Origin of the sequence: Burkholderia sp. B21-005 (assembly GCF_020843965.1) — a bacterium.
Lineage (GTDB): Bacteria > Pseudomonadota > Gammaproteobacteria > Burkholderiales > Burkholderiaceae > Burkholderia > Burkholderia ambifaria.
Genome location: NZ_CP086301.1, coordinates 807,082 through 829,589, shown reverse-complemented (window position 1 = coordinate 829,589; position 22,508 = coordinate 807,082). Strand labels below are relative to the sequence as shown.

19 protein-coding genes are annotated in these 22,508 nt (G+C 68.3%); 6 read left to right on the top strand and 13 right to left on the bottom strand.

What is annotated here, in order from left to right; all coding sequences use genetic code 11:
* The first annotated feature begins 61 nt into the window (after positions 1-61).
* Positions 62-928: a hydroxymethylpyrimidine/phosphomethylpyrimidine kinase gene (locus LMA02_RS03805; RefSeq protein ID WP_228906984.1), complete on the top strand. Its 867-nt coding sequence runs from the start codon at positions 62-64 to the stop codon at positions 926-928.
* A gap of 170 nt (positions 929-1,098) precedes the next feature.
* Here LMA02_RS03805 and groL read toward each other — a convergent pair whose 3' ends face one another.
* From groL to LMA02_RS03750, 11 genes are all read right to left on the bottom strand, one after another.
* Entirely contained in the window at positions 1,099-2,739 is a 1,641-nt protein-coding gene (groL, locus tag LMA02_RS03800; protein ID WP_006753915.1) for a chaperonin GroEL, read from the bottom strand.
* A gap of 46 nt (positions 2,740-2,785) precedes the next feature.
* Positions 2,786-3,079, bottom strand: a complete 294-nt coding sequence (groES, locus tag LMA02_RS03795; protein ID WP_004186661.1) for a co-chaperone GroES — start codon at positions 3,077-3,079, stop codon at positions 2,786-2,788.
* A 371-nt stretch (positions 3,080-3,450) separates the two neighbouring features.
* Complete coding sequence (locus tag LMA02_RS03790) at positions 3,451-3,960, bottom strand: SRPBCC family protein (RefSeq protein WP_228906983.1); 510 nt, start codon at positions 3,958-3,960, stop codon at positions 3,451-3,453.
* 37 nt (positions 3,961-3,997) lie between these two features.
* A complete protein-coding gene (locus tag LMA02_RS03785) occupies positions 3,998-4,630 on the bottom strand; it encodes a LolA family protein (RefSeq protein WP_228906982.1) in 633 nt (210 codons plus the stop codon).
* Entirely contained in the window at positions 4,627-5,049 is a 423-nt protein-coding gene (locus LMA02_RS03780) for a quinol oxidase (protein WP_228906981.1), read from the bottom strand. The genes LMA02_RS03785 and LMA02_RS03780 overlap by 4 nt, the downstream gene beginning before the upstream one ends.
* A 28-nt stretch (positions 5,050-5,077) precedes the next feature.
* A complete protein-coding gene (locus tag LMA02_RS03775; protein WP_228906980.1) occupies positions 5,078-5,860 on the bottom strand; it encodes an anti-sigma factor family protein in 783 nt (260 codons plus the stop codon).
* The gene (locus LMA02_RS03770) at positions 5,860-6,375 is read right to left on the bottom strand and encodes a sigma-70 family RNA polymerase sigma factor (RefSeq protein ID WP_006753920.1); all 516 of its coding nucleotides are present in this window, start codon (positions 6,373-6,375) and stop codon (positions 5,860-5,862) included. The genes LMA02_RS03775 and LMA02_RS03770 overlap by 1 nt, the downstream gene beginning before the upstream one ends.
* A 50-nt stretch (positions 6,376-6,425) precedes the next feature.
* Positions 6,426-6,785 carry a hypothetical protein gene (locus tag LMA02_RS03765; protein ID WP_228906979.1) on the bottom strand — a complete coding sequence of 120 codons (360 nt, stop codon included), beginning with the start codon at positions 6,783-6,785 and terminating at the stop codon, positions 6,426-6,428.
* 281 nt (positions 6,786-7,066) lie between these two features.
* Positions 7,067-9,385, bottom strand: coding sequence for a beta strand repeat-containing protein (locus LMA02_RS03760; protein ID WP_228906978.1), 2,319 nt, complete (start codon positions 9,383-9,385; stop codon positions 7,067-7,069).
* Between the two features lie 484 nt (positions 9,386-9,869).
* Positions 9,870-11,114 carry an NAD(P)/FAD-dependent oxidoreductase gene (locus LMA02_RS03755; protein ID WP_228906977.1) on the bottom strand — a complete coding sequence of 415 codons (1,245 nt, stop codon included), beginning with the start codon at positions 11,112-11,114 and terminating at the stop codon, positions 9,870-9,872.
* Positions 11,115-11,179: 65 nt separating this feature from the next.
* A complete protein-coding gene (locus tag LMA02_RS03750) occupies positions 11,180-11,959 on the bottom strand; it encodes an ABC transporter substrate-binding protein (RefSeq protein WP_228906976.1) in 780 nt (259 codons plus the stop codon).
* A gap of 391 nt (positions 11,960-12,350) precedes the next feature.
* Between LMA02_RS03750 and LMA02_RS03745 the strand changes: the two genes are divergently transcribed.
* The 5 genes from LMA02_RS03745 (at position 12,351) to LMA02_RS03725 (ending at position 17,565) form a co-directional block, all read left to right on the top strand.
* Entirely contained in the window at positions 12,351-13,313 is a 963-nt protein-coding gene (locus LMA02_RS03745; RefSeq protein WP_228906975.1) for an ornithine cyclodeaminase family protein, read from the top strand.
* A complete protein-coding gene (locus LMA02_RS03740; protein WP_324251230.1) occupies positions 13,310-14,104 on the top strand; it encodes a helix-turn-helix transcriptional regulator in 795 nt (264 codons plus the stop codon). Before LMA02_RS03745 ends, LMA02_RS03740 begins: the two co-directional genes overlap by 4 nt.
* Positions 14,105-14,177: 73 nt before the next feature.
* Positions 14,178-14,912, top strand: coding sequence for a DsbA family oxidoreductase (locus tag LMA02_RS03735; RefSeq protein WP_228906974.1), 735 nt, complete (start codon positions 14,178-14,180; stop codon positions 14,910-14,912).
* A gap of 123 nt (positions 14,913-15,035) precedes the next feature.
* The gene (locus LMA02_RS03730; protein WP_228906973.1) at positions 15,036-16,475 is read left to right on the top strand and encodes a DHA2 family efflux MFS transporter permease subunit; all 1,440 of its coding nucleotides are present in this window, start codon (positions 15,036-15,038) and stop codon (positions 16,473-16,475) included.
* Positions 16,476-16,776: 301 nt separating this feature from the next.
* A complete protein-coding gene (locus LMA02_RS03725) occupies positions 16,777-17,565 on the top strand; it encodes a sulfite exporter TauE/SafE family protein (protein ID WP_228906972.1) in 789 nt (262 codons plus the stop codon).
* 168 nt (positions 17,566-17,733) lie between these two features.
* Here LMA02_RS03725 and LMA02_RS03720 read toward each other — a convergent pair whose 3' ends face one another.
* The gene (locus tag LMA02_RS03720; RefSeq protein ID WP_228906971.1) at positions 17,734-19,566 is read right to left on the bottom strand and encodes a S10 family peptidase; all 1,833 of its coding nucleotides are present in this window, start codon (positions 19,564-19,566) and stop codon (positions 17,734-17,736) included.
* A gap of 610 nt (positions 19,567-20,176) precedes the next feature.
* A complete protein-coding gene (locus LMA02_RS03715) occupies positions 20,177-22,264 on the bottom strand; it encodes a D-(-)-3-hydroxybutyrate oligomer hydrolase (protein ID WP_228906970.1) in 2,088 nt (695 codons plus the stop codon).
* Positions 22,265-22,508 lie beyond the last annotated feature (244 nt).

The following is a 22,508-nucleotide window of genomic DNA, read 5'->3' as shown; positions in this document are numbered from 1 at the left end:
CACTTCGCCTCGCCGTCCGCAGTTCCGTCGCTTCCCCGTTTTTTTCTTGCCCCTTTTTTACATGTCCAGCAACGCCCCTCCGATCGTCCTCACCTTCGGCCTCTCCGATCCCACCGGCGGCTCCGGCATCCAAGCCGATCTGATGACTCTGGCGAGCATGGGCTGTCACGGCGTGTCCGTCCTGACGGGCTATACCGTGCGCGACTCGGCCGCCTGCGACGAAGTCACCGGCCTCGATCCCGATGTCGTCGCCGCCCAGGCGCGCATGCTGCTCGAGGACATGCCGATCGCCGCGTTCAAGATCGGCGCGGCAACGCGCGCGGAAGTCGTGAGCGCGATCGCCGAAGTGGTCGCCGACTACGACGGCGTGCCGCTCGTGCTCGCACCGGACTTCACGCTCGATGACGAGCATGTGCTTGCCGCCGACGACCTGCGCGAATCGATCGCCGACCTGCTCGCGCCGCAGACGACGCTGCTGGTCGCCGACCACGCGACGCTGCTCGCACTCGCGCAGCCGGACGGCGACGCCGAGGCGCCGAATCTCGACGCGGCCGTGTCGCACCTGCTGTCGCAGGGCTGCGAGTACATCCTGTCGTCGGAGACGGGCTCGCACCGGCTCGTCAACACGCTGTACGGCGAGGAAGGCCAGCTCCGCGAAGACATGTGGGATCGTTCGCCGCACCGGCTGATGGGCATCACCGACACGCTCGGCGCAGCGATCGCGGCACTGCTCGCGAACGGCCAGGAGCCGCCCGAAGCGGTGCGCGAAGCGCAGGAATACCTGTATCAGTCCGTGCGTGACGCGTTCCGGCCCGGCATGGGCGCGTACCTGCCCGACCGGTTCTTCTGGGCCCGCAGCAACGACGATGCGGACACGCCGCCGGCCGTGAAGGCCGATCCGGTGCCGAGGACGTCGCACCGCCATTGACGCCCGCACGGCGGCCCCGCGCCGCCGTCGCGCGCGGCTCGCCATCGCCTCGGGGCGGCAGGTCCGCCCCTTTCGCTCGCGCATAAAAAAAGACCCGCATCGCTGCGGGTCTTTTCTTTTGGCTGGAACGCGCATCGCTGCGCGTTCCGGACACCATCGACCGAGGTCGATTACATGTCCATGCCCATGCCGCCCATGCCGCCCGGCATGCCGCCCGGCATCGGTGCATCTTCCTTCGGCAGTTCTGCGACAGCTGCGTCCGTCGTCAGCAGCAGGCCAGCAACCGAAGCTGCGTTCTGCAGTGCGGTGCGCGTGACCTTGGTCGGGTCGACGACGCCGGCTTCGACCATGTCGACGTACTCGCCCGTTGCTGCGTTGTAGCCGTAGTTGCCCTGGCCTGCAGCAACTGCCGCCACCACGACGCTGGCTTCTTCGCCGCCGTTCGTGACGATCTGACGCAGCGGCTCTTCCATCGCGCGCAGCACGATCTTGATGCCGGCGTTCTGGTCAGCGTTCGCGCCGGTCAGGCTTGCGATTGCCGTGCGAGCGCGGATCAGTGCAACGCCGCCGCCTGCCACGATGCCTTCTTCCACAGCTGCGCGCGTTGCGTGCAGTGCGTCTTCGACACGTGCCTTCTTTTCCTTCATTTCGACTTCGGTCGCAGCGCCGACCTTGATCACTGCCACGCCGCCGGCCAGCTTGGCCACGCGCTCTTGCAGCTTTTCACGGTCGTAGTCCGACGTCGCTTCTTCGATTTGCGCGCGCACTTGCTTCACGCGTGCTTCGATGTTCGCGGCTTCGCCTGCGCCGTCGATGATCGTCGTGTTTTCCTTGCCCACTTCGATGCGCTTCGCCTGGCCCAGTTCTGCCAGCGTTGCCTTCTCGAGCGTCAGGCCGGTTTCTTCCGCGATCACCTGGCCGCCGGTCAGGATCGCGATGTCTTCCAGCATCGCCTTGCGACGATCGCCGAAGCCCGGTGCCTTGACCGCAACGGTCTTCAGGATGCCGCGGATGTTGTTGACGACCAGCGTTGCGAGCGCTTCGCCTTCGATGTCTTCAGCGATGATCAGCAGCGGACGGCCAGCCTTCGCGACTTGCTCGAGCACCGGCAGCAGATCACGGATGTTCGACACCTTCTTGTCGTGCAGCAGCACGAACGGGTTGTCGAGGACGGCGACTTGCTTTTCCGGGTTGTTGATGAAGTACGGCGACAGGTAGCCGCGGTCGAACTGCATGCCTTCGACGACGTCGAGTTCGTCGGCGAGCGACTTGCCGTCTTCGACGGTGATCACGCCTTCCTTGCCGACCTTGTCCATCGCTTCAGCGATGCGATCGCCGATCGACGTGTCGCTGTTCGCCGAGATCGAGCCGACTTGCGCGATTTCCTTGTTCGTCGTGCACGGCTTGCTGATCTTCTTCAGCTCTTCGACAGCCGCTGCGACTGCCTTGTCGATGCCGCGCTTCAGGTCCATCGGGTTCATGCCCGATGCGACGTACTTCATGCCTTCGCGAACGATCGATTGCGCGAGGACGGTTGCCGTCGTCGTGCCGTCGCCTGCGTTGTCGCTGGTCTTGGAAGCGACTTCCTTGACCATTTGCGCGCCCATGTTCTGGAGCTTGTCCTTCAGCTCGATTTCCTTCGCGACCGACACACCGTCCTTGGTGACCGTCGGGCCGCCGAAGCTGCGCTCGAGCACCACGTTGCGGCCCTTCGGACCCAGCGTGACCTTGACCGCGTTGGCGAGAATGTTCACGCCTTCGACCATCTTCGAACGGGCGGAATCGCCGAATACGACGTCTTTAGCTGCCATCTTCTAACTCCTTGAATTCTTGGGAATATGTACCGTCAGTGGACGCTTACTTCGCGTTGACCACGGCCATGATGTCTTCTTCGCGCATGACCAGCAGTTCCTGGCCGTCGACCTTGACGGTCTGACCAGCGTACTTGCCGAACAGGACGCGATCGCCGACCTTCACGTCGAGTGCGATCGGTGCGCCCTTGTCGTCGCGCTTGCCCGGGCCGATGGCCAGGACTTCGCCTTGATCCGGCTTTTCAGCTGCTGCGTCGGGGATCACGATGCCCGAGGCGGTCTTGGTTTCCTGATCCAGGCGCTTGACGATCACGCGATCGTGCAAAGGACGAAGGTTCATATTCACTCCTCTCTTGACTGAGATTGAAGAACGCTTAGGGAATCTGCCCGGCGGGTCGCCCGGCAGAGAATTGTTAGCACTCTCGTGCAGCGAGTGCTAATTATATGGACGGGTTTTGACAAATTCAAGAAGGGAAACCGGAGGTTTTTTCGCGGGGGCCGAAACGACGGAAAAACGGGGATGGAATTGAAAAAACCTTTTGAAACAAACGGGTAGGCGTCAATACTGTGCTCCGGCAGCAGGCAGATGCGGGATTTCCCGACCCGCGCACCGCTTTGACACGGGGTAAGCACCAAGTTCCCGCGATCGTCTGACACCACAGGAAAAGACCCGCTCGGGCGCCGCTGGGGCACCTATCAGGTGCCAGATCGTCACATGTCGGGACAGCCCGCGACCGGCTGGAACGTCCGGCCGTCGGTCTGGACCGTCGCGCCGATCAGGCGCGCGAGCCCTTTCGCGCCTTCGCGCATCACGACGTCGTGATTCCAGATGAACAGCGGGCGGGCGAGCGGCTCCAACCAGTTCATCCAGCGCTCGCGCGTGCGGATGTGCCAGTCGTAGCGCACGACGGTGCGCGTGCCGTCGCCGGCGAACGACCAGCAACCGTCGCCTTCGATCGCACCGCTCGCGCGGCCTTCGAGCACATGCGGCCGCTCGACGCGCAGCACGCGCATGTCGAAGGTCAGCCGGTACGGCAGCGCGCCTTTCCACGTGTATCGCTGCAGCGCGCCGACGCCGCGCGCGTCGCCGCGCTCGATCTCGACGGTCCGTACCGCGCTCTTCCACCAGTCGGGCCAGCGGTCGACCTGGTAGATCGCGTCCCAGACCGCCGCGAGCGGCGCGTCCACGCGCCACGTCGTCGAAAACCGGTATTCCGCCATGCAACCTCCGGCACGAGTCGGGATCAGGAATCAGGAATCAGGGCGCGAAAAAGCGGGCGGGAAACGCGACGTCGATCTCGACGTCGTCGAGCGTCACCGTTTCGAGCGGGTCGCCGTCACCATCCGCGAAGCTGACGACCTTCAGCGGAAAACCGTCCTTGGTGTCCAGCCACAGCCGGTAGCGATGCACGCCGTCGACCACGTGCGCGGGGCCGCCCGTCACCGACACGCGCAGCGCGGTCCGCCCGCCGATGGTCTCCTCGCCTTCCGTCACCGTCGCGCCGCCCTGCTGCAGCGCATGCACGTTGCGCAGCAGCTCGCCGACGTCCGAGCGGTCGACGCGATGGCCGCTGCGGTCGCGCACGAGCGGATTGGACGGCGACAGCCTCAGCGCGGGCGGCGCATGCTCGCCGAACGGGCGCAGCCGGACCTTGCCGTCGCCGGGATCGTACGCGAGCACCGCGCCACGATGGGGCGACACGAAATCCATCCGGACGAAACCGGGTTTCAGGTACGCATAGTGGAATTCGGTGCGCTCGCCGCTTTGCGCCGACGAGCGGATCGTCGCGCGGTACGAGCGGACCTGGTCGAAATGTGCCTGCGCAACGGTCACCGGGTCGGCTGTCATGCTCGCTCCTATCAGGCTCGCGGCCAGCAATGCGGCAATCATGGCGCCGCCTCGACGTCGAGCACGCCCTCCATGCCGCGTTCGCGATGGCTGCGCAAGAACAGCAGCCGATGCGTGCAATAGTAGGCGAAGCGACCGGGCTGCGTCGGCGTGAAGCGGAAGGTGCGCGGCGTCGTGGCCAGGTCGGTGTGCACCGCGATGCCGGCCTGCGGCGCGTCGATTTCGAAACTGTGCGGCACGCGGCCCGGTTCGGCCGATACGGTCAGTTCGACCGGCACATGCGCGCGGACGATCACATGCTTCGGCCGAAAGAAATAGCTGCCGCCGACAATCGTCACCCGCTGCACGCCGTCGGCGTCGACCGGCACGCGCACCGGGGCGTCGCCGTCCGCCCGCGCGAGCCCGGCGCCTGCCGCGAGCACCGCCACCACCGTCGCCATCATCGCCGTCTTCGCGTTCATCTTCTGCTCCCTGCCGATGCCGCGCGCGTCACCCCTTCCATGCGTCGGTCGATCCGCCGAGCGCGCCGCACGCGTCGATCGCGAGCTCGCGCAGGCGCCGTTCGTCGCCGCGGCCGGACAACGCGTAGCCCATGCCGCGATCCGACCAGAAATACGTGTAGCGTCCGTCCGCCGACATCGCCTGCGGCGCGAGGCGCCGCGCATCGTAGGCCGTCATGTACAGCGTCACGCGCGCGCCGTCCGCGCGCTGGTACATCAGCTGCGCGGCCGGTCCCGCGTCGCCCGGCAGCAGCCGGCCGCCCAGCAGCACGTAGCCGTATTCGTCGAGCGACGGCGCGCGCACGGGCCGGCCGAGACGCGCGGACAGCCAGCCGGCCAGGCGCGCCGGATCGCGGGCGTCGATTTCGACCGGGTGTTCGCGATCGGCCGCGTACACGGCATACGCGACATCCGCGCGCGCGGCGAACGCCGGTTCGACGCCGAACGCCGTCCAGCCCACGTGCAGCGCAATGCCGAGCACCAGCCCGGCCGCCAGCCCCGCGAACGCATAGGCAACCACGCGCCGGCGCGACGCGCGCCGCTGCACGAACAATGCCGATGCGGCGCCCGGCAGCGGGAACAGCGCGCGCAACGCGTCGCGCTGCGCGCCGTAATGCGCGAACCGGTCGGCTTCCCGCGGATCGGACTGCAGCCGCTCGAGCACCTCGCGGCGCTCCTGCCCGGACAGCTCGCCGTCGAGCAGCGACGACAGCAGCTGGGCCGATGCAGCGTCGTCCCGATCGTTCGAAGGTTTGCGCGGATCGTCGTCCATCATGTCTTCCCGATCACCCGTAACGCGGCCGTGCCATGCGCCGGCGGCTCGCCGGACAGCAACGCACGCATCTGTTCACGCGCCCGCGACAGCCGCGACATCACCGTCCCCACCGGCACGCCGAGCACCTGTGCGGCGTCGCGATAGCTCAACTCCTCCAGCGCGACCAGCAGCAGCACCTCGCGCTGCTCGACGGGCAGCCGGTACAGCGCACGCTGCACGTCGCGCAACATCAGGCCGCTGATCTCGTCGGCGGGCGCGGCCATCGTCTGCCATGGCGCGGTGGCGTCGTCGACCGCGATCTCGTGCCGCGCGCGCAACTGGTCGATGAAGCGGTGGCGCAGCAGCGTGAGCAGCCACGCGCGCAGGTTGCCGCCGTCGCGCGGCGGCCGGTTCAGCGCGCGCTCGAGCGTGTCCTGCACGAGATCGTCCGCCCAGGCCCGGTCGCCCGTCAGCGCACGCGCATAGCGCGTGAGATGCGGCAGCCACACCAGCAGGTCCGATTCGTAGCTCATCCGGATGCCTCGCGCGTCGCCGCGCCGTCAGTCGGTCCGTCCGTCAGTTTTCAGGGACGCGCGACGTGCCACATGCCGCCGATCCCGTCGCCGCCCGCGTCACCGGCCTTGTGGTCCATTTTCCAGCGATACAGCGGGCGACCGTTGTACGCCCATTGCTTCTTGCCGTCGTCGCGCGTGACGAGGCTCAGCGCACCCGACGCCTTGTCGTATCCGTCGGCGAGCGCCGGCGGCCAGTTGGCCGCGCAGGTGCCGCTGCACGTGCTCTTGCCCGGCGCGTCGTGATCGAACACGTACAGCGTCATGTGATCTTCGTCGACCAGTTTCCCGTTGCCGGCCTGCGGCGGCTCGGCGGCCGCGGGCCGCGCGATCGCGGCCGTCAGCGCGATGGCGAACAGCATCGTTTTCATTCCCGTTCTCCTTGGCATGGCATGGCATTGCGGCACGGCACCGCCGGACGGGACGTCGACTTCGTCATGGTCATTATCCCGCTGCCCGATTGCGCCGCGACTCGGTATATAAACGGACGGCCGCGGGCGGTTATTCCATGCGGCCCGCCGATGGCCCGCCATTCGTCCAACCAAGCCGATCGGGAATCCAAAGAAAACGCGGCATGACGTTGCCGTCATGCCGCGTTGTGCGACCCGTTGCGCGCGGCAGGCGATGCATCGCCGCCGCGCGTTCCGGCCGGTTACCTCGGCAGTGCGCCCGTCACCGTCTGGAGCAGCGTCGACACCGGTGCGAGCGGATTGTTCGCCGAGCTGTTGCCCGAGTGCGGCGTGACCGACAGGCTCGGCGTGGAACCCAGCGCCGTACCCAGCGTCGCGCCGACCGCATTGACGACCGTCGCCGTCGCGTTGCCGCCCGTCGACAGCAGCGAACCGGCGGCACCCGCCGTGCTGCCCGCCGTGCTCGCGCCCGAGCCGAGCAGGCTGCCGCCCGCTGCAGCCGTCGAACCGGCCGCACCCGACAGCACGCCGGCCGTCTGTCCGAGGGTTGCCGGACCGTTTGCGAGGGCCCCCGTCACCGGGCCGAGCGCGCCGGTCAATGCGCCGGCCGGGTTGCTGCCTCCGGTCAGGCCGCTGACGAGGTTCGTGATCGGCGCGATCGGGCTGCTGCCGCCCGCGCCCGACAGCGTGCCGACGATCTGGTTCACGACGCCTTGCACCGGCGCCAGCGGGTTCGAGCCGCCGAGGCTGCCGAGTGCGCCCGTCACCGAGCTGACCGCGTTGCTCAGTGCGCCGGCCGGATTGCTGCCGCCGAGCGTACCGACCACCTGGTTCACGACACCTTGCACCGGCGCCAGCGGGTTCGAGCCGCCGAGATTGCCGAGTGCGCCCGTCACCGAGCTGACCGCGTTGCTCAGTGCGCCGGCCGGATTGCTGCTGCCGAGCGTGCTGACGACCTGGTTCACGACACCCTGTACCGGAGCCAGCGGGTTCGAGCCGCCGAGATTGCCGAGCGCGCTCGTGACCGAACCGAGCGCCCCGCTCAGCGCGCCGGCCGCGTTGCCGCCCGTCGGCAGCGCGTTCTGCAGGCCGCTGACGAGATTCGTGATCGGCATGATCGGGCTGCCGCCGCCGGCGCCCGACAGCGTGCCGACGACCTGGTTCACGACGCCCTGTACCGGGGCGAGCGGGTTCGTGCTGGCGAGATTGCCGAGCGCACCCGTCACCGAGTTCACCGCGTTCGTCAGTGCGCTGGCCGGATTGCCGTCGCCGAGCGTGCCGGCGAGTTGCGTAACGGCGCCCTGCACCGGCGCCAGCGGGCTCGACGCGCCACCGATGTTGCCTAGCGTACCGGTGATCGTATTGACCGCGTTGCTCAGTGAGCCGGCCGGATTGCCGCTGCCCAGCGTGCCCGTAATCTGGTCGACGACGTTCTGGATCGGCGCCAGCGGGTTCGTGCCGCCGACGTTGCCGAGGGCGCCGGTCAGTGCGCCAGCCGGGTTGTTGCCACCGAGGGCGCCCGTCACTTGATTGACGGCGCCTTGAACCGGCGCCAACGGGTTCGCACCGCCGCCGACGTTGCCCAGTGCGCCCGTTACCGTACCGAGAGCGCTGGTCAGTGCACTTGCCGGGTTGCCGCCGCCGAGGGCACCCGTGACTTGATTCACGGCGCCTTGAACCGGCGCCAACGGGTTCGCACCGCCACCGACGTTACCCAGCGCGCCCGTGACCGTACCGAGAGCCCCAGTCAGCGCACCTGCCGGGTTGCCGCCGCCGAGGGCGCCCGTCGCTTGATTCACCACACCTTGAACCGGCGCCAACGGGTTCGCACCGCCACCGACGTTCCCCAACGCGCCCGTGACCGTACCGAGAGCGCCGGTCAGCGCACCTGCCGGGTTGCCGCCGCCGAGGGCACCCGTCACTTGACTCACGGCGCCTTGAACCGGCGCCAACGGATTCGCACCGCCACCGACGTTACCTAACGCACCCGTGACCGTACCGAGAGCGCCGGTCAGCCCGCCTGCCGGGTTGCCGCCGCCGAGGGCGCCCGTCGCTTGATTCACCACACCTTGAACCGGCGCCAGCGGGTTCGCGCCACCACCAACGTTACCCAGTGCGCCCGTTGCCGTGCCGACCGCATTGCTCAACGTCCCCGTCGCCGTATTCAGCGCACCGGTCAGCGAGCCCGCCGGATTGCCGCCACCCAGCGCACCCGTCACCTGGTTCACCGCGCCTTGCACCGGCGCGAGCGGCGTCACCGCGCCGCCACCGCCGCCGAGCGCGCCCGTCAGCGTATTCACAGCGCCCGACAACGCCTGCGCCGGATTGCCCAGCGACGTCTGAATCTCACCCGACCCGCCCGTCGCCACGGTGACCGAACCCAGCGGCGACGTGCCGGTCGCGGCCAGCCCGATCGACACGCTGTTCGTCGGCGGATTCACGATCACTTGCGGAAGCGGCAGCGCATCGAGCGGCCCCGCGATTGCCGAACCGGAAGCCAGTACCCCGAACACCGTCGCGACCGACAGCGCCACACCCGTCAATTTAATTTTTTGTCTCATCCTTACCCCATCTTGGTTGGCACTACGTTGATAAAGCATGGGGACGGATTGCACGAAGCGTGCCACCCGGATAAAACGGATTCATTCGTTGGCTTAATGCAAGCCAATAACGGTTTTATATGGATTTACGGGGAATTAACGGGGTGGCGTCACGTCAATCATCTGACGAAACAGGCCTGCTGAGCCCGGATGTAACGTAACGTTTGCGAAGCCCGAAGTAACGTGTTCCGGTACATTGCGGGCCATATCGGAACGGACCGTCAGGAAGCATCGCCGGATTGCCCGGACGGCCCTCCTATTTCGCATTTCATTTCCATGAAAATGCATTGATAAATCGCGCGTTTTCTGATTTTCTTATTTCGCGATTACTTTCCGATCTATTACGCAGACCATATCCGCTCGATCGGTTTTCGATTAATGCGGACAGCCAAATGAAAAACTGTGACAGCCGCACGCGCGGCGCGGCCGTCACCCGGCGACTGCATCAGCCGAAACGCGCGGGCCGGTACGGATGGGGATCGATGTAGGTCGGCGCACCGGTAATCATTTCGGCGAGCAGCCGTCCGCTCGCGGGGCCGAGCGTGAGCCCGTGGTGGCAATGGCCGAACGCGAACCACAGATGACGATGGCGCGGCGCTGGCCCGATCACCGGCCGCATGTCGGGCGTGCACGGCCGCATCCCGAGCCACGGCGTCGGATCGAGCCGCTCGCCGATGCCGAACGCATCGCGCGCGAGCGGCTCGGCGCGCGCGAGCTGCACGCCGGTCGGCGGCGCGTCGCGCAACGCGATCTCGACGCCGGTCGTGAGCCGCAGGCGGCCGCCCTCCATCGGCGCGACCACGAAACCCGCCTCGGTATCGCACACCGGCACGTTCAGCAGCGCGCGGGTCGGCCGGTAATGCATGTGATAGCCGCGCTTCGCGCGCAGCGGAATCCGGTAGCCGAGCGGCGCGAACACATGGTCGGACCACGGCCCGAGCGCGACCACGGCCGACCGCGCCGATATCGGCCCGTGCTCGGTATCGACCTGCCAGCCGTCGCGCACCTGCGCGAGCGTCGTCGCGTCGCCGCGCACGAACGTGCCGCCGTCGCGCTCGAACAGCCGCGCGTACGCCTTCGTGAGGCCGCCGGGGCTCGACACGGTCTTCGGGTCCTGCCAGTGGAACGCGCCGCAAAATGCGTCGCCGATGCCGGGCTCGCGCTCGCGCAGCGCGCGCGCGTCGAGCACGCTCATCCGCAACCCGTGCGCGTCGGCCACCCGCTGCTGCGCGCGCGTTTCCGCCTCGAACAGCGCGGGCGAACGGAACGCCTCGAGCCACCCGCCGTCATGCACGAGCGGCTGCGCGTCGGTACGCGCGAGCAGCGCGTCGTGCTCGACGACGCTCGCCGCGACGAGCGGCAGCATGTCGCGCGCGGCAGCCGCGAGCCGCTGCGGCGACGATTCACGCCAGAAGCGCGCGAGCCAGCCCGCGTACGCGGGCAGCGCCTTGTAGTCCCAATAGAGATCGACCGAGCGGTTGCGCGCGTAGCGCAGCAGCGTGCCGAGCCGGCGCGGGAACGCGTACGGCACGACCGACGAGCGCTCGATCAGCCCGGCATTGCCGTGGCTCGTTTCCTCGCCGGGCGCGCGCCGGTCGACGAGCGCGACCCGCAGCCCGCGATCCTGCAGATGCAGCGCCGACGACACGCCGACGATGCCGGCCCCCAGAACGATGACGTCGAAATCCATGCTTCCCCATACTGCGTCGAGATTCGGTGCGACGCGCGCCGGCACGGCGGCCGGCGCGGCCAGGCTTACTTCGCGACGATGTCGCGCCTGAAGTACTTCTGCGACAGCGCGCTCAGCGTGCCGTCCTTCTTCAGTGCGTCGAGCGCGCCGACGATCTTCGTCTGCAGCGCCTTGTCACCCTTGCGCATCCCGAAGCCGGTGCCTTCGCCGAGCGTCGCGGGATCTTTCAGCGGCTCGCCGACGATCTGGTAGTCGCGGCCGGCCGGCTTGTCGAGGAAGCCGTCCTGCGCGGTCTGCGCTTCCTGCACGGCCGCGTCGAGCCGCCCGGCGACGAGATCGGCATAGATCTGGTCCTGGTCCGGATAGGACACGACGGCCACGCCCGCATTCGCCCAGCGTGCCTTCAGGAAATCCTCCTGCGACGAGCCCTGCAACACGCCGACGTGCTTGCCGCGCAGGCTTGCGGCATCGGGCCGCAGCGGCGAGCCGCGGTGCGCGACCATCACGATCGGCACGACGTAGATCGCCGGCGTGAAGTCGATGCTCTGCTTGCGCTTCACGGTGATGTTCATCGCCGAATTGATCGCGTCGAACTTGCGCGCCTGCAGCGCCGGGATCAACCCGTCGAACGCATTCTCGACCCACACGCACTTCATGTTCAGCTTCGCGCACACCGCGTTGCCGATGTCGACGTCGAAGCCCTGCAGCTGGCCGGCCGGCGACTTGCTCTCGAACGGCGGGTAGGCGGCTTCGATCCCGAAGCGCAGCGTGGTCTGTTCCGCGTGGGCCGTGACGGCCGCGCACGCGAGCGCCGCGACGGCGCAGAGGGAAAGCTTCCAGTTCATGACGGATGTCCTTCGATTCCGGATTGAGGCGATGAAGACCGGTCGCGCGACGCCGTTGCCGGGCGCTGCGCCCGCGCCGGATCGGCAGGCGATGCAGCCGGCCGCCGTGCGGCGACACGCTGGTCCGCACGCAAAATATAGACTCTTCGTCTACTATAGACTATAGGGGATACGATAATCGCGGTGCTGCCGCCGTCCTCCGAGACGCCGTCGCTTGAGCAAAACCCCTTTGATTTATCTATGTTTTTCCGTGGACACGCGACGCGCTCGTGTCTTGGAAAGAAAAATTCACCCGACTTTGTTTGTCTATATTAGACTTTTAATCCATTACGAACACGGCCGGACGCGCTCTATCGAGACTGTCCTGTCCGGCCCCGACCGGAGAAGTCCCATGACGCAACCCGCCCCGACCCTGCCGCTCACCGTCGACGAAGCCGCGGTGCGCGCGGCGCTGCCGTCGCTCGACGTGCTCGGCACGCTGCGCCGCATGTTCGCGTCGCTCGCGTCGGCTCGCGCGGTGCAGCCGCCGCAAACCCTCACGCTGTTCCCCGAACAGGCCGGCGATTTCATCACGTATCTCGGCGCGCTCGCCGACGAGCAGGTGTTCGGCGCGAAGCTGTCGCCGTACGTCGTGACGGGCGGCAAACCGATCGTGACCGCGTGGACCGCGCTGATGTCGATGCGCACCGGCCAGCCGCTCATGTGGTGCGATGCGGGGCTGCTGACGGTCGAGCGCACGGCCGGCACGACGGCGCTCGCGGTCGACTGTCTCGCGCCGCGCGACGCGCGCCGGCTCGCCGTGATCGGCACGGGCGCGGTCGGCCTCGCGCATCTGCGCCACACCGCGGCACTGCGCGACTGGGCCTCGATCAGCGTGTATTCGCCCGCGCTCACCGGCGACCCGGCGCTGCAGGCGACGCTCGCGCAGATCGATCCGCGCGCCCGTCCGGCCGCCAGCGCGGAGGCGTGCGTGCGCGACGCCGACGTCGTGATGCTGTGCACGTCGTCGGGCACGCCGGTGCTCGCGGACGGCGTGCTCACGCGCCCCGCGCTCGTCACGTCGATCAGCACCAACGTCGCGCGCGCGCACGAGATCCCACCGGCGTGGCTGCCCGACATGGACGTGTATTGCGACTACCGCCACACGACGCCTGCAAGCGCGGGCGAGATGCAGATCGCGGCGGCCGCGCACGGCTGGACGCCCGAGCGGATCGTCGGCGACCTGCCCGCGCTCGTCGCCGGCACCTGCGCGGCACCGTCGCGCACGCGTCACGCGTTCTTCCGCTCGATCGGCCTCGGCCTCGAGGACATCGCGATCGCGCACGCGCTGTACACGCATCTGACGCGCGCATGAGCAGCACGCGCACGCGGGGCCGATACAATGGCGCAACCGCCGCGGCGGCAGCGCGCGGGCGCACGGACATGCCGGTCAACGGTACGCCGGCGCGCCGCGCCGACGCACCGCCCGGCCCCCGCTCACCCGAGATGGCGATTCCGATGCGCAAGAAGCAATCCCCCGTCAAAGACCTGCTGCTCACCCGCTATGCACCGATCGCCGATGGCATCGCGGCGCTGTTCTTCCCGTACGCGGAAGTCGTGATCCACGACCTGCACGACCAGACCGTGCTGTACCTCGCGAACAACCTGTCGAAGCGCGAGGTCGGCGACGACTCGGCGCTCGAGGAAATCGATCATTCGGCGCGCGAGCGCGTGATCGGCCCGTACGAGAAGCTGAACTGGGACGGCCGGCGGATGCGCTGCGTGAGCAACGTGCTGTTCGACGACGAAGGCCGCCCGGCCGGGATGATGTGCATCAACTTCAACATCGCGGTGTTCGACGACGTCCGCGCGACGCTCGACGTGTTCATCAAGGGCGCAGGCATCGTCGCGCAGCCCGACGAGCTGTTCCGCGACGACTGGCAGGAGCGCATCAACACGTTCCTGCACGGCTGGCTGCGCGAACGGCAGGTCGGCCTGAACGGCCTCACGCGCGAGCACCGGCGCGAACTCGTCGAGGCGCTGCATGCGGAAGGCGCGTTCCGCGGCAAGAGCGCCGCGAACTACGTCGCGAACGTGCTCGGGATGGGACGCGCGACCGTCTACAAGCACCTGAAGCATCTGAAGGAAACCCAGGGCGACGCGTAAGGGGCGCGGCCCCGAAACGTCGCGGCATAAAATGATATAGTCGCGGTTACATTTATTTGCCGCCTTACCGCCCATGACGACCACCCCCGCCCCGACTACCCGCCCGACCCTGACCGTCGAGATCTGGTCCGACCTGATCTGCCCGTGGTGCTGGATCGGCAAGCGCCGCTTCGACGAGGCGCTCGCCGCGTTCGCGCACGCCGAGCACGTCGACGTCGTGCTGCGCGCGTACCGGCTGATGCCGGGCCAGCCGGTCGAGCCGGTCGAGGCGATGCTCGCGGGCAAGTACCGGATGTCGCCCGCGCAGGTCGACCAGATGCTGCGCCAGGTGACCGACGCGGCCGCGAGCGTCGGGCTCCGCTACGACCTGCCCGGCACGTCCGTCGGCGACACGCTCGACGCTCACCGGCTCGTGAAGCTCGCGGAAGCGACCGGCCGCGCCCATGCGCTGACCGAACGCCTGTACCGCGCGTATTTCTGCGAGCACGGCTCGCTGTTCGACCACGCGGCGCTGATCGACTTCGCGGTCGAAGCGGGGCTCGAGCGCTCGGCCGTCGAAGCCGTGCTGCGCAGCGACGCATACCGTGACGAAGTCGAGGCCGACATCGCGCGGGCTGCGCAGATCGGTGGACGCGGCGTGCCGCTGTTCGTGTTCGGCGGCCGCTACGCGGTGTCGGGCGCGCAGCCGGCCGACGCGTTCGCGCAGGCGCTCGAGCAGGCGTGGCGCGACGGCGCGATCGTTGAATTCACCGGCGACGACGCGGCCGCGTGCGGCCCCGAAGGCTGCGAATTGCCGCCGCGCGGCTGACATCCGGCGCCGCGCGACACGCGCGGCCGCTACGCGTCGCTCCTGCCACAAACCGGCAGGAAGCGCGTGCGAATGATGTCTACAATGCAGCCTTTCAAATATCTATCAGAAGGCTGCCGGCCCATGACCCACGGGATCCATGGCGAGAAGCGCTGGTACGCGCTGATCGTCCTCTGCCTCGGCGTGCTGATGATCGTGCTCGACAGCACGATCGTGAACGTTGCGCTGCCATCGATCAGCACCGACCTCCACTTCACCGAGACGGCCCTCGTGTGGGTCGTGAACGCGTACCTGCTGACGTTCGGCGGCTGCCTGCTGCTCGGCGGCCGGCTCGGCGACCTGTACGGCCAGCGGCGCATGTTCCTCGCGGGCCTCGTCGTGTTCACGCTCGCGTCGCTCGCCTCCGGCCTCGCGCAATCGCAGACGATGCTGATCGCCACGCGCGCGGTGCAGGGCTTCGGCGGCGCGATCGTGTCGGCCGTGTCGCTGTCGCTGATCATGAATCTCTTCACCGAACCGGGCGAACGGGCCCGCGCGATGGGCGTCTACGGCTTCGTCTGCGCGGGTGGCGGCAGCATCGGCGTGCTGCTCGGCGGGCTGCTGACCAGCACGCTTTCGTGGCACTGGATCTTCCTCGTCAACCTGCCGATCGGCATCGCGGTCTATGCGATGTGCGTCGCGCTGCTGCCGCGCATGCGCGCGCCGGCCGGCACCGCGCGGCTCGACGTCGCGGGCGCGATCACCGTGACCGTGTCGCTGATGCTCGCGGTGTACGGGATCGTCGGCGGCAACGACGCCGGCTGGCTGTCGACCCGGACCGTCGTGCTGATCGCCGCAGCCGTCGTGCTGCTCGCGCTGTTCATCGCGATCGAGGCGCGCGTCGCGCATCCGCTGATGCCGCTCTCGCTGTTCGCCGCGCGCAACGTCGCGCTCGCGAACGTGATCGGCGTGCTGTGGGCCGCCGCGATGTTCGCGTGGTTCTTCCTGTCCGCGCTCTACATGCAGCGTGTGCTCGGCTACGGACCGCTGCAGGTCGGGCTCGCGTTCCTGCCGGCCAACCTGATCATGGCCGCGTTCTCGCTCGGGCTGTCGGCGCGGATCGTGATGCGCTTCGGGATCCGCGGCCCGATCGCGGCCGGCCTGCTGATCGCCGCGTGCGGCCTCGCGCTGTTCTCGCGCGCGCCGGCGGACGGCAGCTTCGTCTGGCACGTGCTGCCCGGCATGACGCTGCTCGGCATCGGCGCGGGCGTCGCGTTCAATCCGGTGCTGCTCGCCGCGATGAGCGACGTCGACCCGGCCGATTCAGGGCTCGCGTCGGGCATCGTCAACACCGCATTCATGATGGGTGGCGCACTCGGCCTCGCCGTGCTCGCGAGCCTCGCGGCCGCGCGCACCGAAGTGCTCACTGCCGCCCATGCGACGCCGCTCGACGCCCTGAACGGCGGCTACCACGCCGCGTTCACGGTCGGCGCGGCGTTCGCGGCCGCGGCCGGGCTGCTTGGCCTCGCGCTGCGCATCCGCCGCCAGGACGCCGTTTCGGGCGTCGGCCCCGCGCTGCACTGACGGCCGTCCGGCCCGAGCCGGGGCGCGCGCCGCCCCGCCTTGCCTCCCCCATCAGGCCCGTCCCGCCCGATAGCCGGGCATCGGCCACCCCGCCCACCGCCCCCGGCGCGCCGCTCCGTCGGGCCCGGCGCCCGTTCAAACGCACGTTTCACCCGCCGCGAACGGGCCGCCCGGCGGGCCTTCCCGGCCGATTTTTAACGTAGTCGTACATCAACGCGCCACTTTTGCGACAATGGCGGACTTTGACCCGCGCGCCGCAGCCGCGCGCCGCCGCCGAACGTCGCATAACCGCCTGCTTCCGATGTCGCTCCCCCATATCGATCTGCTGTACTCCCTGTCCGGCCTGTTCGTCGGCATTCTCGTCGGCCTGACGGGTGTTGGCGGCGGTTCGCTGATGACGCCGATCCTCGTGCTGCTGTTCGGCGTCCACCCCGCGACGGCGGTCGGCACCGACCTGCTGTACGCGGCCGCGACCAAGGCGACCGGCACGCTCGTCCACGGACTGAAGGGGTCGATCGACTGGCGCATCACCGGCCGGCTCGCGGCCGGCAGTGTCCCGGCCGCGGCCGTCACGCTGTGGGTACTGCACACGCACGGGGTGAATTCACCCGGCACCGCGCGGATGATCCAGCTGGTGCTCGGCATCGCGCTGCTGCTCACGTCGCTCGCACTGATCTTCCGCCCGCAACTCACCGCGCTCGCCGCACGCAACCCGCTCGCGCCGAGCCCCGCGCGCACGCTGTGGTCGACCGTGCTGACGGGCGCCGTGCTGGGCGTGCTCGTGTCGATGACGTCGGTCGGCGCCGGCGCGATCGGCGTCACCGTGCTGCTGCTGCTGTACCCGGCGCTCGCGACCACCCGCATCGTCGGCTCCGACATCGCGCACGCGGTGCCGCTCACGCTCGTCGCAGGCATGGGCCACTGGCTGCTCGGCTCGGTCGACTGGTCGATGCTGCTGTCGCTGCTGCTCGGCTCGCTGCCCGGCATCGTGCTCGGCAGCGTGCTGTCCGCGCGCGCACCCGAGCGGCTGCTGCGCAACCTGCTCGCCGCGACGCTCGTCGCGGTCGGCATACGGCTCGTGCTCGCGTAACGACGCGGCCGGCGGTTCCCGCGCCACTTGCGGCGCCTGGCGCGCCGGCACCCTCTCCAAAAAAAACAGCCCGACCGGCCTGCGCCGATCGGGCTGTCGTCCATCCGGGGCCTCGCGAGCTCGCACCGCCCGGCGCAAGGCCGGGCCGCGCGGGCCGCAACGCAACGCTTACTGCCCCTGCTGCTTCAATTGCTGCTGCTTGAGCTGCTGCGTACGCGCCTGCAGCTTCAGCACGCGCTGCAGCGCGGTACGGTTCGCGAGGATGCCGTCGTAGAAGTTGCCGAGGTCGCCCTTCAGCGCGGTCCGTGACGCGTCGTTCAGGTAGATCATGTGGCCCGACGGGTAGTTCTTGATCGTCAGGTTCTGCGCCTTGAGCGTCGGATCGAGCGGCATCTGCGCGAGTGTCAGCTCGGTCTGGTGGAACGGCGTGACCGCATCGAAGTAGCCGTTCGCCGACAGCACCTTCAGGTCCGGGTTCACGCTCATCGTTGCCGCCAGGTCGCCGGCCGTGTACAGCGTATTGCCGCCGCCCTTGTTCGCGCCGGTCGGGTCGGTGTGGCTGAAGTCCCAGTTGTTGAAGACCTGGTCGTTCAGGTCCACGAACGACGACGTCGACGTGTACTTGAGGTCGGTGTTGATGTAGCTGTTCCAAAGCACCGTGTACGCGCCACCGACGTTCGTGATCGACGGATCGTTGCTGCCCGAGTTCGGCAGGATGTACGGCGCGATGCCCTTGCCCGTGAAATTCGCGCGACCGTCGTACTGGCCGATCTGGGTGCCCGGCACGAGCGTCAGGAAGAACGTGTACGGCGGGTTGTCGTTCGACGACGGCACGTTACCGAGCGCGGCCGGGTTGCCGAAGGTCTGGATCAGCGTCGTCGGATCCGTGCCGATGTACGAACCCATCTGCTGCGCGGTCTGCAGGTTCAGGTTCAGCCGCACGTTCACGAAGCCGCCGTCCTGCGGGTTCGGCTTCTGTGCAAGCGGCGCGAGCGTGTTGTCCGCGTAGTTGCGGGCCTGCACCATGTACGCGTCGAGATCGGTCGGCGTCGGATTGAGCGTCGTCTTCTTCCAGTAGAACGCGTCGGCCGCGAGCGTCGGGAACATGCCCGGCGCGGACAGCGCATTCGCATAGTCGAGAATCGACGACTGCAGCGTGATCCCGTTCAGGTCGATGCCGTCCTCATGCAGCACCCACGACACGACCGCGCTGCGCGCCGTGCCGTACGACTCGCCGTACAGGAACTTCGGCGAATTCCAGCGCGAGTACTTGGTCAGGTAGCGCTGGATGAAGCGGTCGATCGAGTGCGCGTCCTGGTCGGTGCCCCAGAAGTCCTTGTTCTTCGCCGGGGCGATCGCCGCCGAGTAGCCGGTGCCGACCGGGTTGATGAACACGAGGTCGGTGCGGTCGAGCAGGCTGTCCGGGTTGTCGAGTAGCTTGTACGGGGCCGGCGGCGTGAAGTTCGGAAACGACGACTGCAGGCGCTTCGGCCCGTACGAGCCGAGCAGCAGGTAGACCGACGACGAGCCGGGGCCGCCGTTGTAGAAGAACGTGACCGGGCGCGGCTTCGACGGGTCCGGGTTGTCCTGCGTGTACGCGACGTAGAACATCTTCGCGTTCGGCGCCGACGTGACCGGGTCGATCGTGGTCAGGTGGCCCGTGGTGGCCGTGTACTTGACGGTCTTGCCGCCGATCGTGACCTGACGGTGCACGACCGCGGCCCCTTCGGTCGAATCCGTGACCGCGTCGTTCGGTCCGGTGCCGTACACGTCGTTGTCGACGTACGGCTGGTCGGCCACGGCGGCCGTTGCGTCGGTGCTGGCCGACGCGCTGCCGTTCGACGTCGTCGCGGCCGCCGCGGTGGCGGCGGTCGGGCCGGACCCGTCGTCGCCGCCGCACCCCGTGACGAGCAGCGCCGCGGCCGCGGCTGCGGCGAGCGGCATGCTCAGTGTCGTTCCAAATAGCGCGAAACCGTCTTTCAAGGACTTCAGTGTCGTCATTATTGCCTCTCGAACAGAACGATAAATACCGCCGACCGCAAAGGATCATTTGCGCCGACGCTCCGCACCGGGAGTGCATTCGTTTTGCGATGCACCTCCGAGTTTTTTACCGGATCGGCGAATACCGATCGGCACGATTTACCCCACCCGCATTCCGCAATCGCACAATGGAATCAATTCCATTGCAAACGGCAATTCAATAATGCGCGGCAATGCGAATTCAGGCCCGTCATCCGCATGCGCGTGAAATCGGCAGCAAAAGCATCCCCCGCGGAGCCCGCCCTACAAGGCGCTTCGCTTCGAACAGACGAACGATCCCCGCCGGCGAGATACCGATTAATCGCAAAACGGCGACCAATCTCAACTCGAGCCGATTTAATAAAATCGAAAGGATCGATTAACTAGATGGAAAGGAATATCGCCTATATGGAATTTATTAAATTAAGTGAAAATACCGGCGCATAATAGATTCCGGGTTTTCCGCCGTAAAGTAACAATTTGTTACGGCACTCACCATCCCGATAAAGGACAGCGCGGGACCGATTCCAGACTCGAAAAAGAAAAAGCCGGACGACAGTCCGGCTTCATCAACGCGGTGCAGCGGATGCCGTCAGAGCGGCACGTCGATCGCGCCGGCGCCGGCCGTGATCGCGTTCGCGCCGGGCGACGTCGCGATCGGCGGCAGGTTCGCGCTCGTCAGCGCGGGGGCGGCGCCCGGCGTGCCGCCGCGCGGCACCGTGCGGATCACCTGCGACGGCGGCAGCGCGGCGCCGTTCTTCAGATGGCGCCACATCAGGTTCAGCGCCTGCAGGTTGTAGTAGTGGACCGGCACAAAGCGCGTATCGAAGCCCGCGACGGGCAGGAACGCGTCGAAGTGCTGCCCGTTCGTCACCTCGTAGAACACGAGCTGGCTGCGGCCGCCTTCGCTGATGCTGTTCTGCGCGACGTACGCACGCGACGCGTGGTTCACTGGCACGAGCGCGTCGCTGCGGCCCTGCACGATGATCGCGGGCTTGCCCTGCAGGTTCGCGTTCACGCGCACGGCGTCGACGTTCGCCGGCATGTCGAGCATCCCGTTGGTCCACAGCTGGCGCAGGCACAGCGCGCCCGCGAAGCTCGCGTCGGGGGTCGCGAGCCGGTGATCGATGCCCGCGCCCGTGTTGAACACGAGGTCGATGCCGCCCGTCGGCGGCACGCCGTTGCCGACGCCGAAGATGGCTGGCATCGGCGACGCGGCGGGCGACGCGACCGTGCCGGTCGGCGCGCTGGTGGTCGCGAAGCTGAAATTGCACAGATTGTCGGTCACGCGCGAGCGCGTGTACGCGTTCGCATAGGTGACCGCGATCGCCGGAATCGCCTGCGAATCCCACATCGACGCCTGCAGCAGGTCGGAATCGGCGAGATAGCCGGCCGCATGCAACTGCGCGAGCGCGTCGGCGGCCTGGCTCTGCGTATCGGCGCCCGACACGAGCCCCGCCGCGGCGAGCGTCGCGCAGCGCTGCGTGCGGATCGACTGCGTGGTGGCGGCCGGCAGCCCGCTCAGGTACGGCTCGCCGGCGAGCGACGCCGACGCGGCCGCGCACGGCTGCAGCAGGTTCGCGAGCGTCGCGTAGTCGGCGAGCGGCCGACCGAACGACGGCGCGGGCTGGCCGCCCTCGCGCACGACCGCGTTCGGCGCCATCCGCACGTTGACCTGCGGCTCGCCGACTACGACCGCGGTGATCCAGCGGCGCGTGTCCTGCTCGGCCGCCGCGAGCGCCGCACCGCCGCCGTTGCTGACGGACGCGGCGATCGTCGTGATGTCGCCCGGGTGGTAGCGCACGCCGTGATGCGAGCTGTCGAGCACCGGCCCGAACTGCTCGTTGAGCGCCCAGTACGCGAATTCGACCGCCTGCAGCGTCGCGTGCCCCCAGTCCTGCTCGGGATTCTGCTGCGAATGCGCGTGCTTGAACGCGTAGCGGTTCGGGAAGCGGTTGTTGAACGCGGCCAGGTCGCCGCTCGTCACGTTCGCGGTAAAGAGGCTGGCATTGCCGGCGAGCACTGCGTTGGCGAGCGTGCCGTCGATCAGCGTGATCGTGTCGGAGCCGAGCTCGTGCGCGCCGTTGCCGCCACCCTTGTCGTTGTACGCAACCGCGCAGCCGCGCTTGAGGCCCCACTCGCCGGCCGCCGAAATCGCGCCGTACACGCCGCGCGAACCCGACGACGTCGCGGTGACAATGCACGGCTGCGCGGGATCGAAGCTGGCGGGCACCTGCACGAGCAGCGTCACGTTCTTGCGGCCGCTGCCGTCGTCGGAGTACGCGAGATATTCGGTGCCGGGGATCTTGCCTTCGCCGAGCGTGGCGTTGCCGTCGACGTCGACGTTCGGCCCCCAGAAGCGGTCGTAGCCGCCGTTCGCGCTCATGTCGACGAGCGCGCGGTAATTCGACCAGATCGCGAGCCGGCGCAGCTCGGCGCTCGTCGGCCGGGACGGATTCGCGAACGCGGGCGCCGTGGAGGCGAGGCCCGTCTTGCCGAGGCCGGCCGTCAGCAGGTCGTCGCTCGTGCCGTCGTAGGCGGTCGTGCGCACGCTGCCGGACACGAAACCGGGCAACCGGTTGCGCTCGCCCGAATCGGCGTCGTTGCAGGCGCTGAGCAATGTAAGCGCGGCCAGCGCCGCGCCGAGAAGAATCCGAGTGCCCCACCCGTGCGTCGTCATTGCCGCCCCCTCTCATTATCGATATCGCTATCGGTCCGCCGCTGCGTCGTGCGCGGCTTGCGGCCTGTCGGGAAAACACCGGGCCGCCCCTGGTTTTCCGCCCCGAAGGCAGTCCCCTTGGGAGATGCTCCCCCGGAGGGCTGGCGCGCAGCGAAAGACTGGGGCAGGCTGCGGCGCAAACGGGCCCCGGCATGCCGGGGCCCGCCTGAAAGCGGGCGCGGGCGGCGCTGGCGCGCCGCCCGCC

What these genes read in the sequence shown, in the direction of transcription:
- LMA02_RS03715 (WP_228906970.1), bottom strand. Translation starts at nt 22,264, where the DNA reads ATGACGACGCACGGGTGGGGCACTCGGATTCTTCTCGGCGCGGCGCTG.
- LMA02_RS03735 (WP_228906974.1), top strand. Translation starts at nt 14,178, where the DNA reads ATGACGACCACCCCCGCCCCGACTACCCGCCCGACCCTGACCGTCGAG.
- groES (WP_004186661.1), bottom strand. Translation starts at nt 3,079, where the DNA reads ATGAACCTTCGTCCTTTGCACGATCGCGTGATCGTCAAGCGCCTGGAT.
- LMA02_RS03770 (WP_006753920.1), bottom strand. Translation starts at nt 6,375, where the DNA reads ATGAGCTACGAATCGGACCTGCTGGTGTGGCTGCCGCATCTCACGCGC.
- LMA02_RS03720 (WP_228906971.1), bottom strand. Translation starts at nt 19,566, where the DNA reads ATGACGACACTGAAGTCCTTGAAAGACGGTTTCGCGCTATTTGGAACG.
- LMA02_RS03730 (WP_228906973.1), top strand. Translation starts at nt 15,036, where the DNA reads ATGACCCACGGGATCCATGGCGAGAAGCGCTGGTACGCGCTGATCGTC.
- LMA02_RS03765 (WP_228906979.1), bottom strand. Translation starts at nt 6,785, where the DNA reads ATGAAAACGATGCTGTTCGCCATCGCGCTGACGGCCGCGATCGCGCGG.
- LMA02_RS03755 (WP_228906977.1), bottom strand. Translation starts at nt 11,114, where the DNA reads ATGGATTTCGACGTCATCGTTCTGGGGGCCGGCATCGTCGGCGTGTCG.
- LMA02_RS03775 (WP_228906980.1), bottom strand. Translation starts at nt 5,860, where the DNA reads ATGGACGACGATCCGCGCAAACCTTCGAACGATCGGGACGACGCTGCA.
- LMA02_RS03740 (WP_324251230.1), top strand. Translation starts at nt 13,310, where the DNA reads ATGAGCAGCACGCGCACGCGGGGCCGATACAATGGCGCAACCGCCGCG.
- LMA02_RS03785 (WP_228906982.1), bottom strand. Translation starts at nt 4,630, where the DNA reads ATGATTGCCGCATTGCTGGCCGCGAGCCTGATAGGAGCGAGCATGACA.
- LMA02_RS03750 (WP_228906976.1), bottom strand. Translation starts at nt 11,959, where the DNA reads ATGAACTGGAAGCTTTCCCTCTGCGCCGTCGCGGCGCTCGCGTGCGCG.
- LMA02_RS03780 (WP_228906981.1), bottom strand. Translation starts at nt 5,049, where the DNA reads ATGAACGCGAAGACGGCGATGATGGCGACGGTGGTGGCGGTGCTCGCG.
- LMA02_RS03790 (WP_228906983.1), bottom strand. Translation starts at nt 3,960, where the DNA reads ATGGCGGAATACCGGTTTTCGACGACGTGGCGCGTGGACGCGCCGCTC.
- groL (WP_006753915.1), bottom strand. Translation starts at nt 2,739, where the DNA reads ATGGCAGCTAAAGACGTCGTATTCGGCGATTCCGCCCGTTCGAAGATG.
- LMA02_RS03725 (WP_228906972.1), top strand. Translation starts at nt 16,777, where the DNA reads ATGTCGCTCCCCCATATCGATCTGCTGTACTCCCTGTCCGGCCTGTTC.
- LMA02_RS03760 (WP_228906978.1), bottom strand. Translation starts at nt 9,385, where the DNA reads ATGAGACAAAAAATTAAATTGACGGGTGTGGCGCTGTCGGTCGCGACG.
- LMA02_RS03745 (WP_228906975.1), top strand. Translation starts at nt 12,351, where the DNA reads ATGACGCAACCCGCCCCGACCCTGCCGCTCACCGTCGACGAAGCCGCG.
- LMA02_RS03805 (WP_228906984.1), top strand. Translation starts at nt 62, where the DNA reads ATGTCCAGCAACGCCCCTCCGATCGTCCTCACCTTCGGCCTCTCCGAT.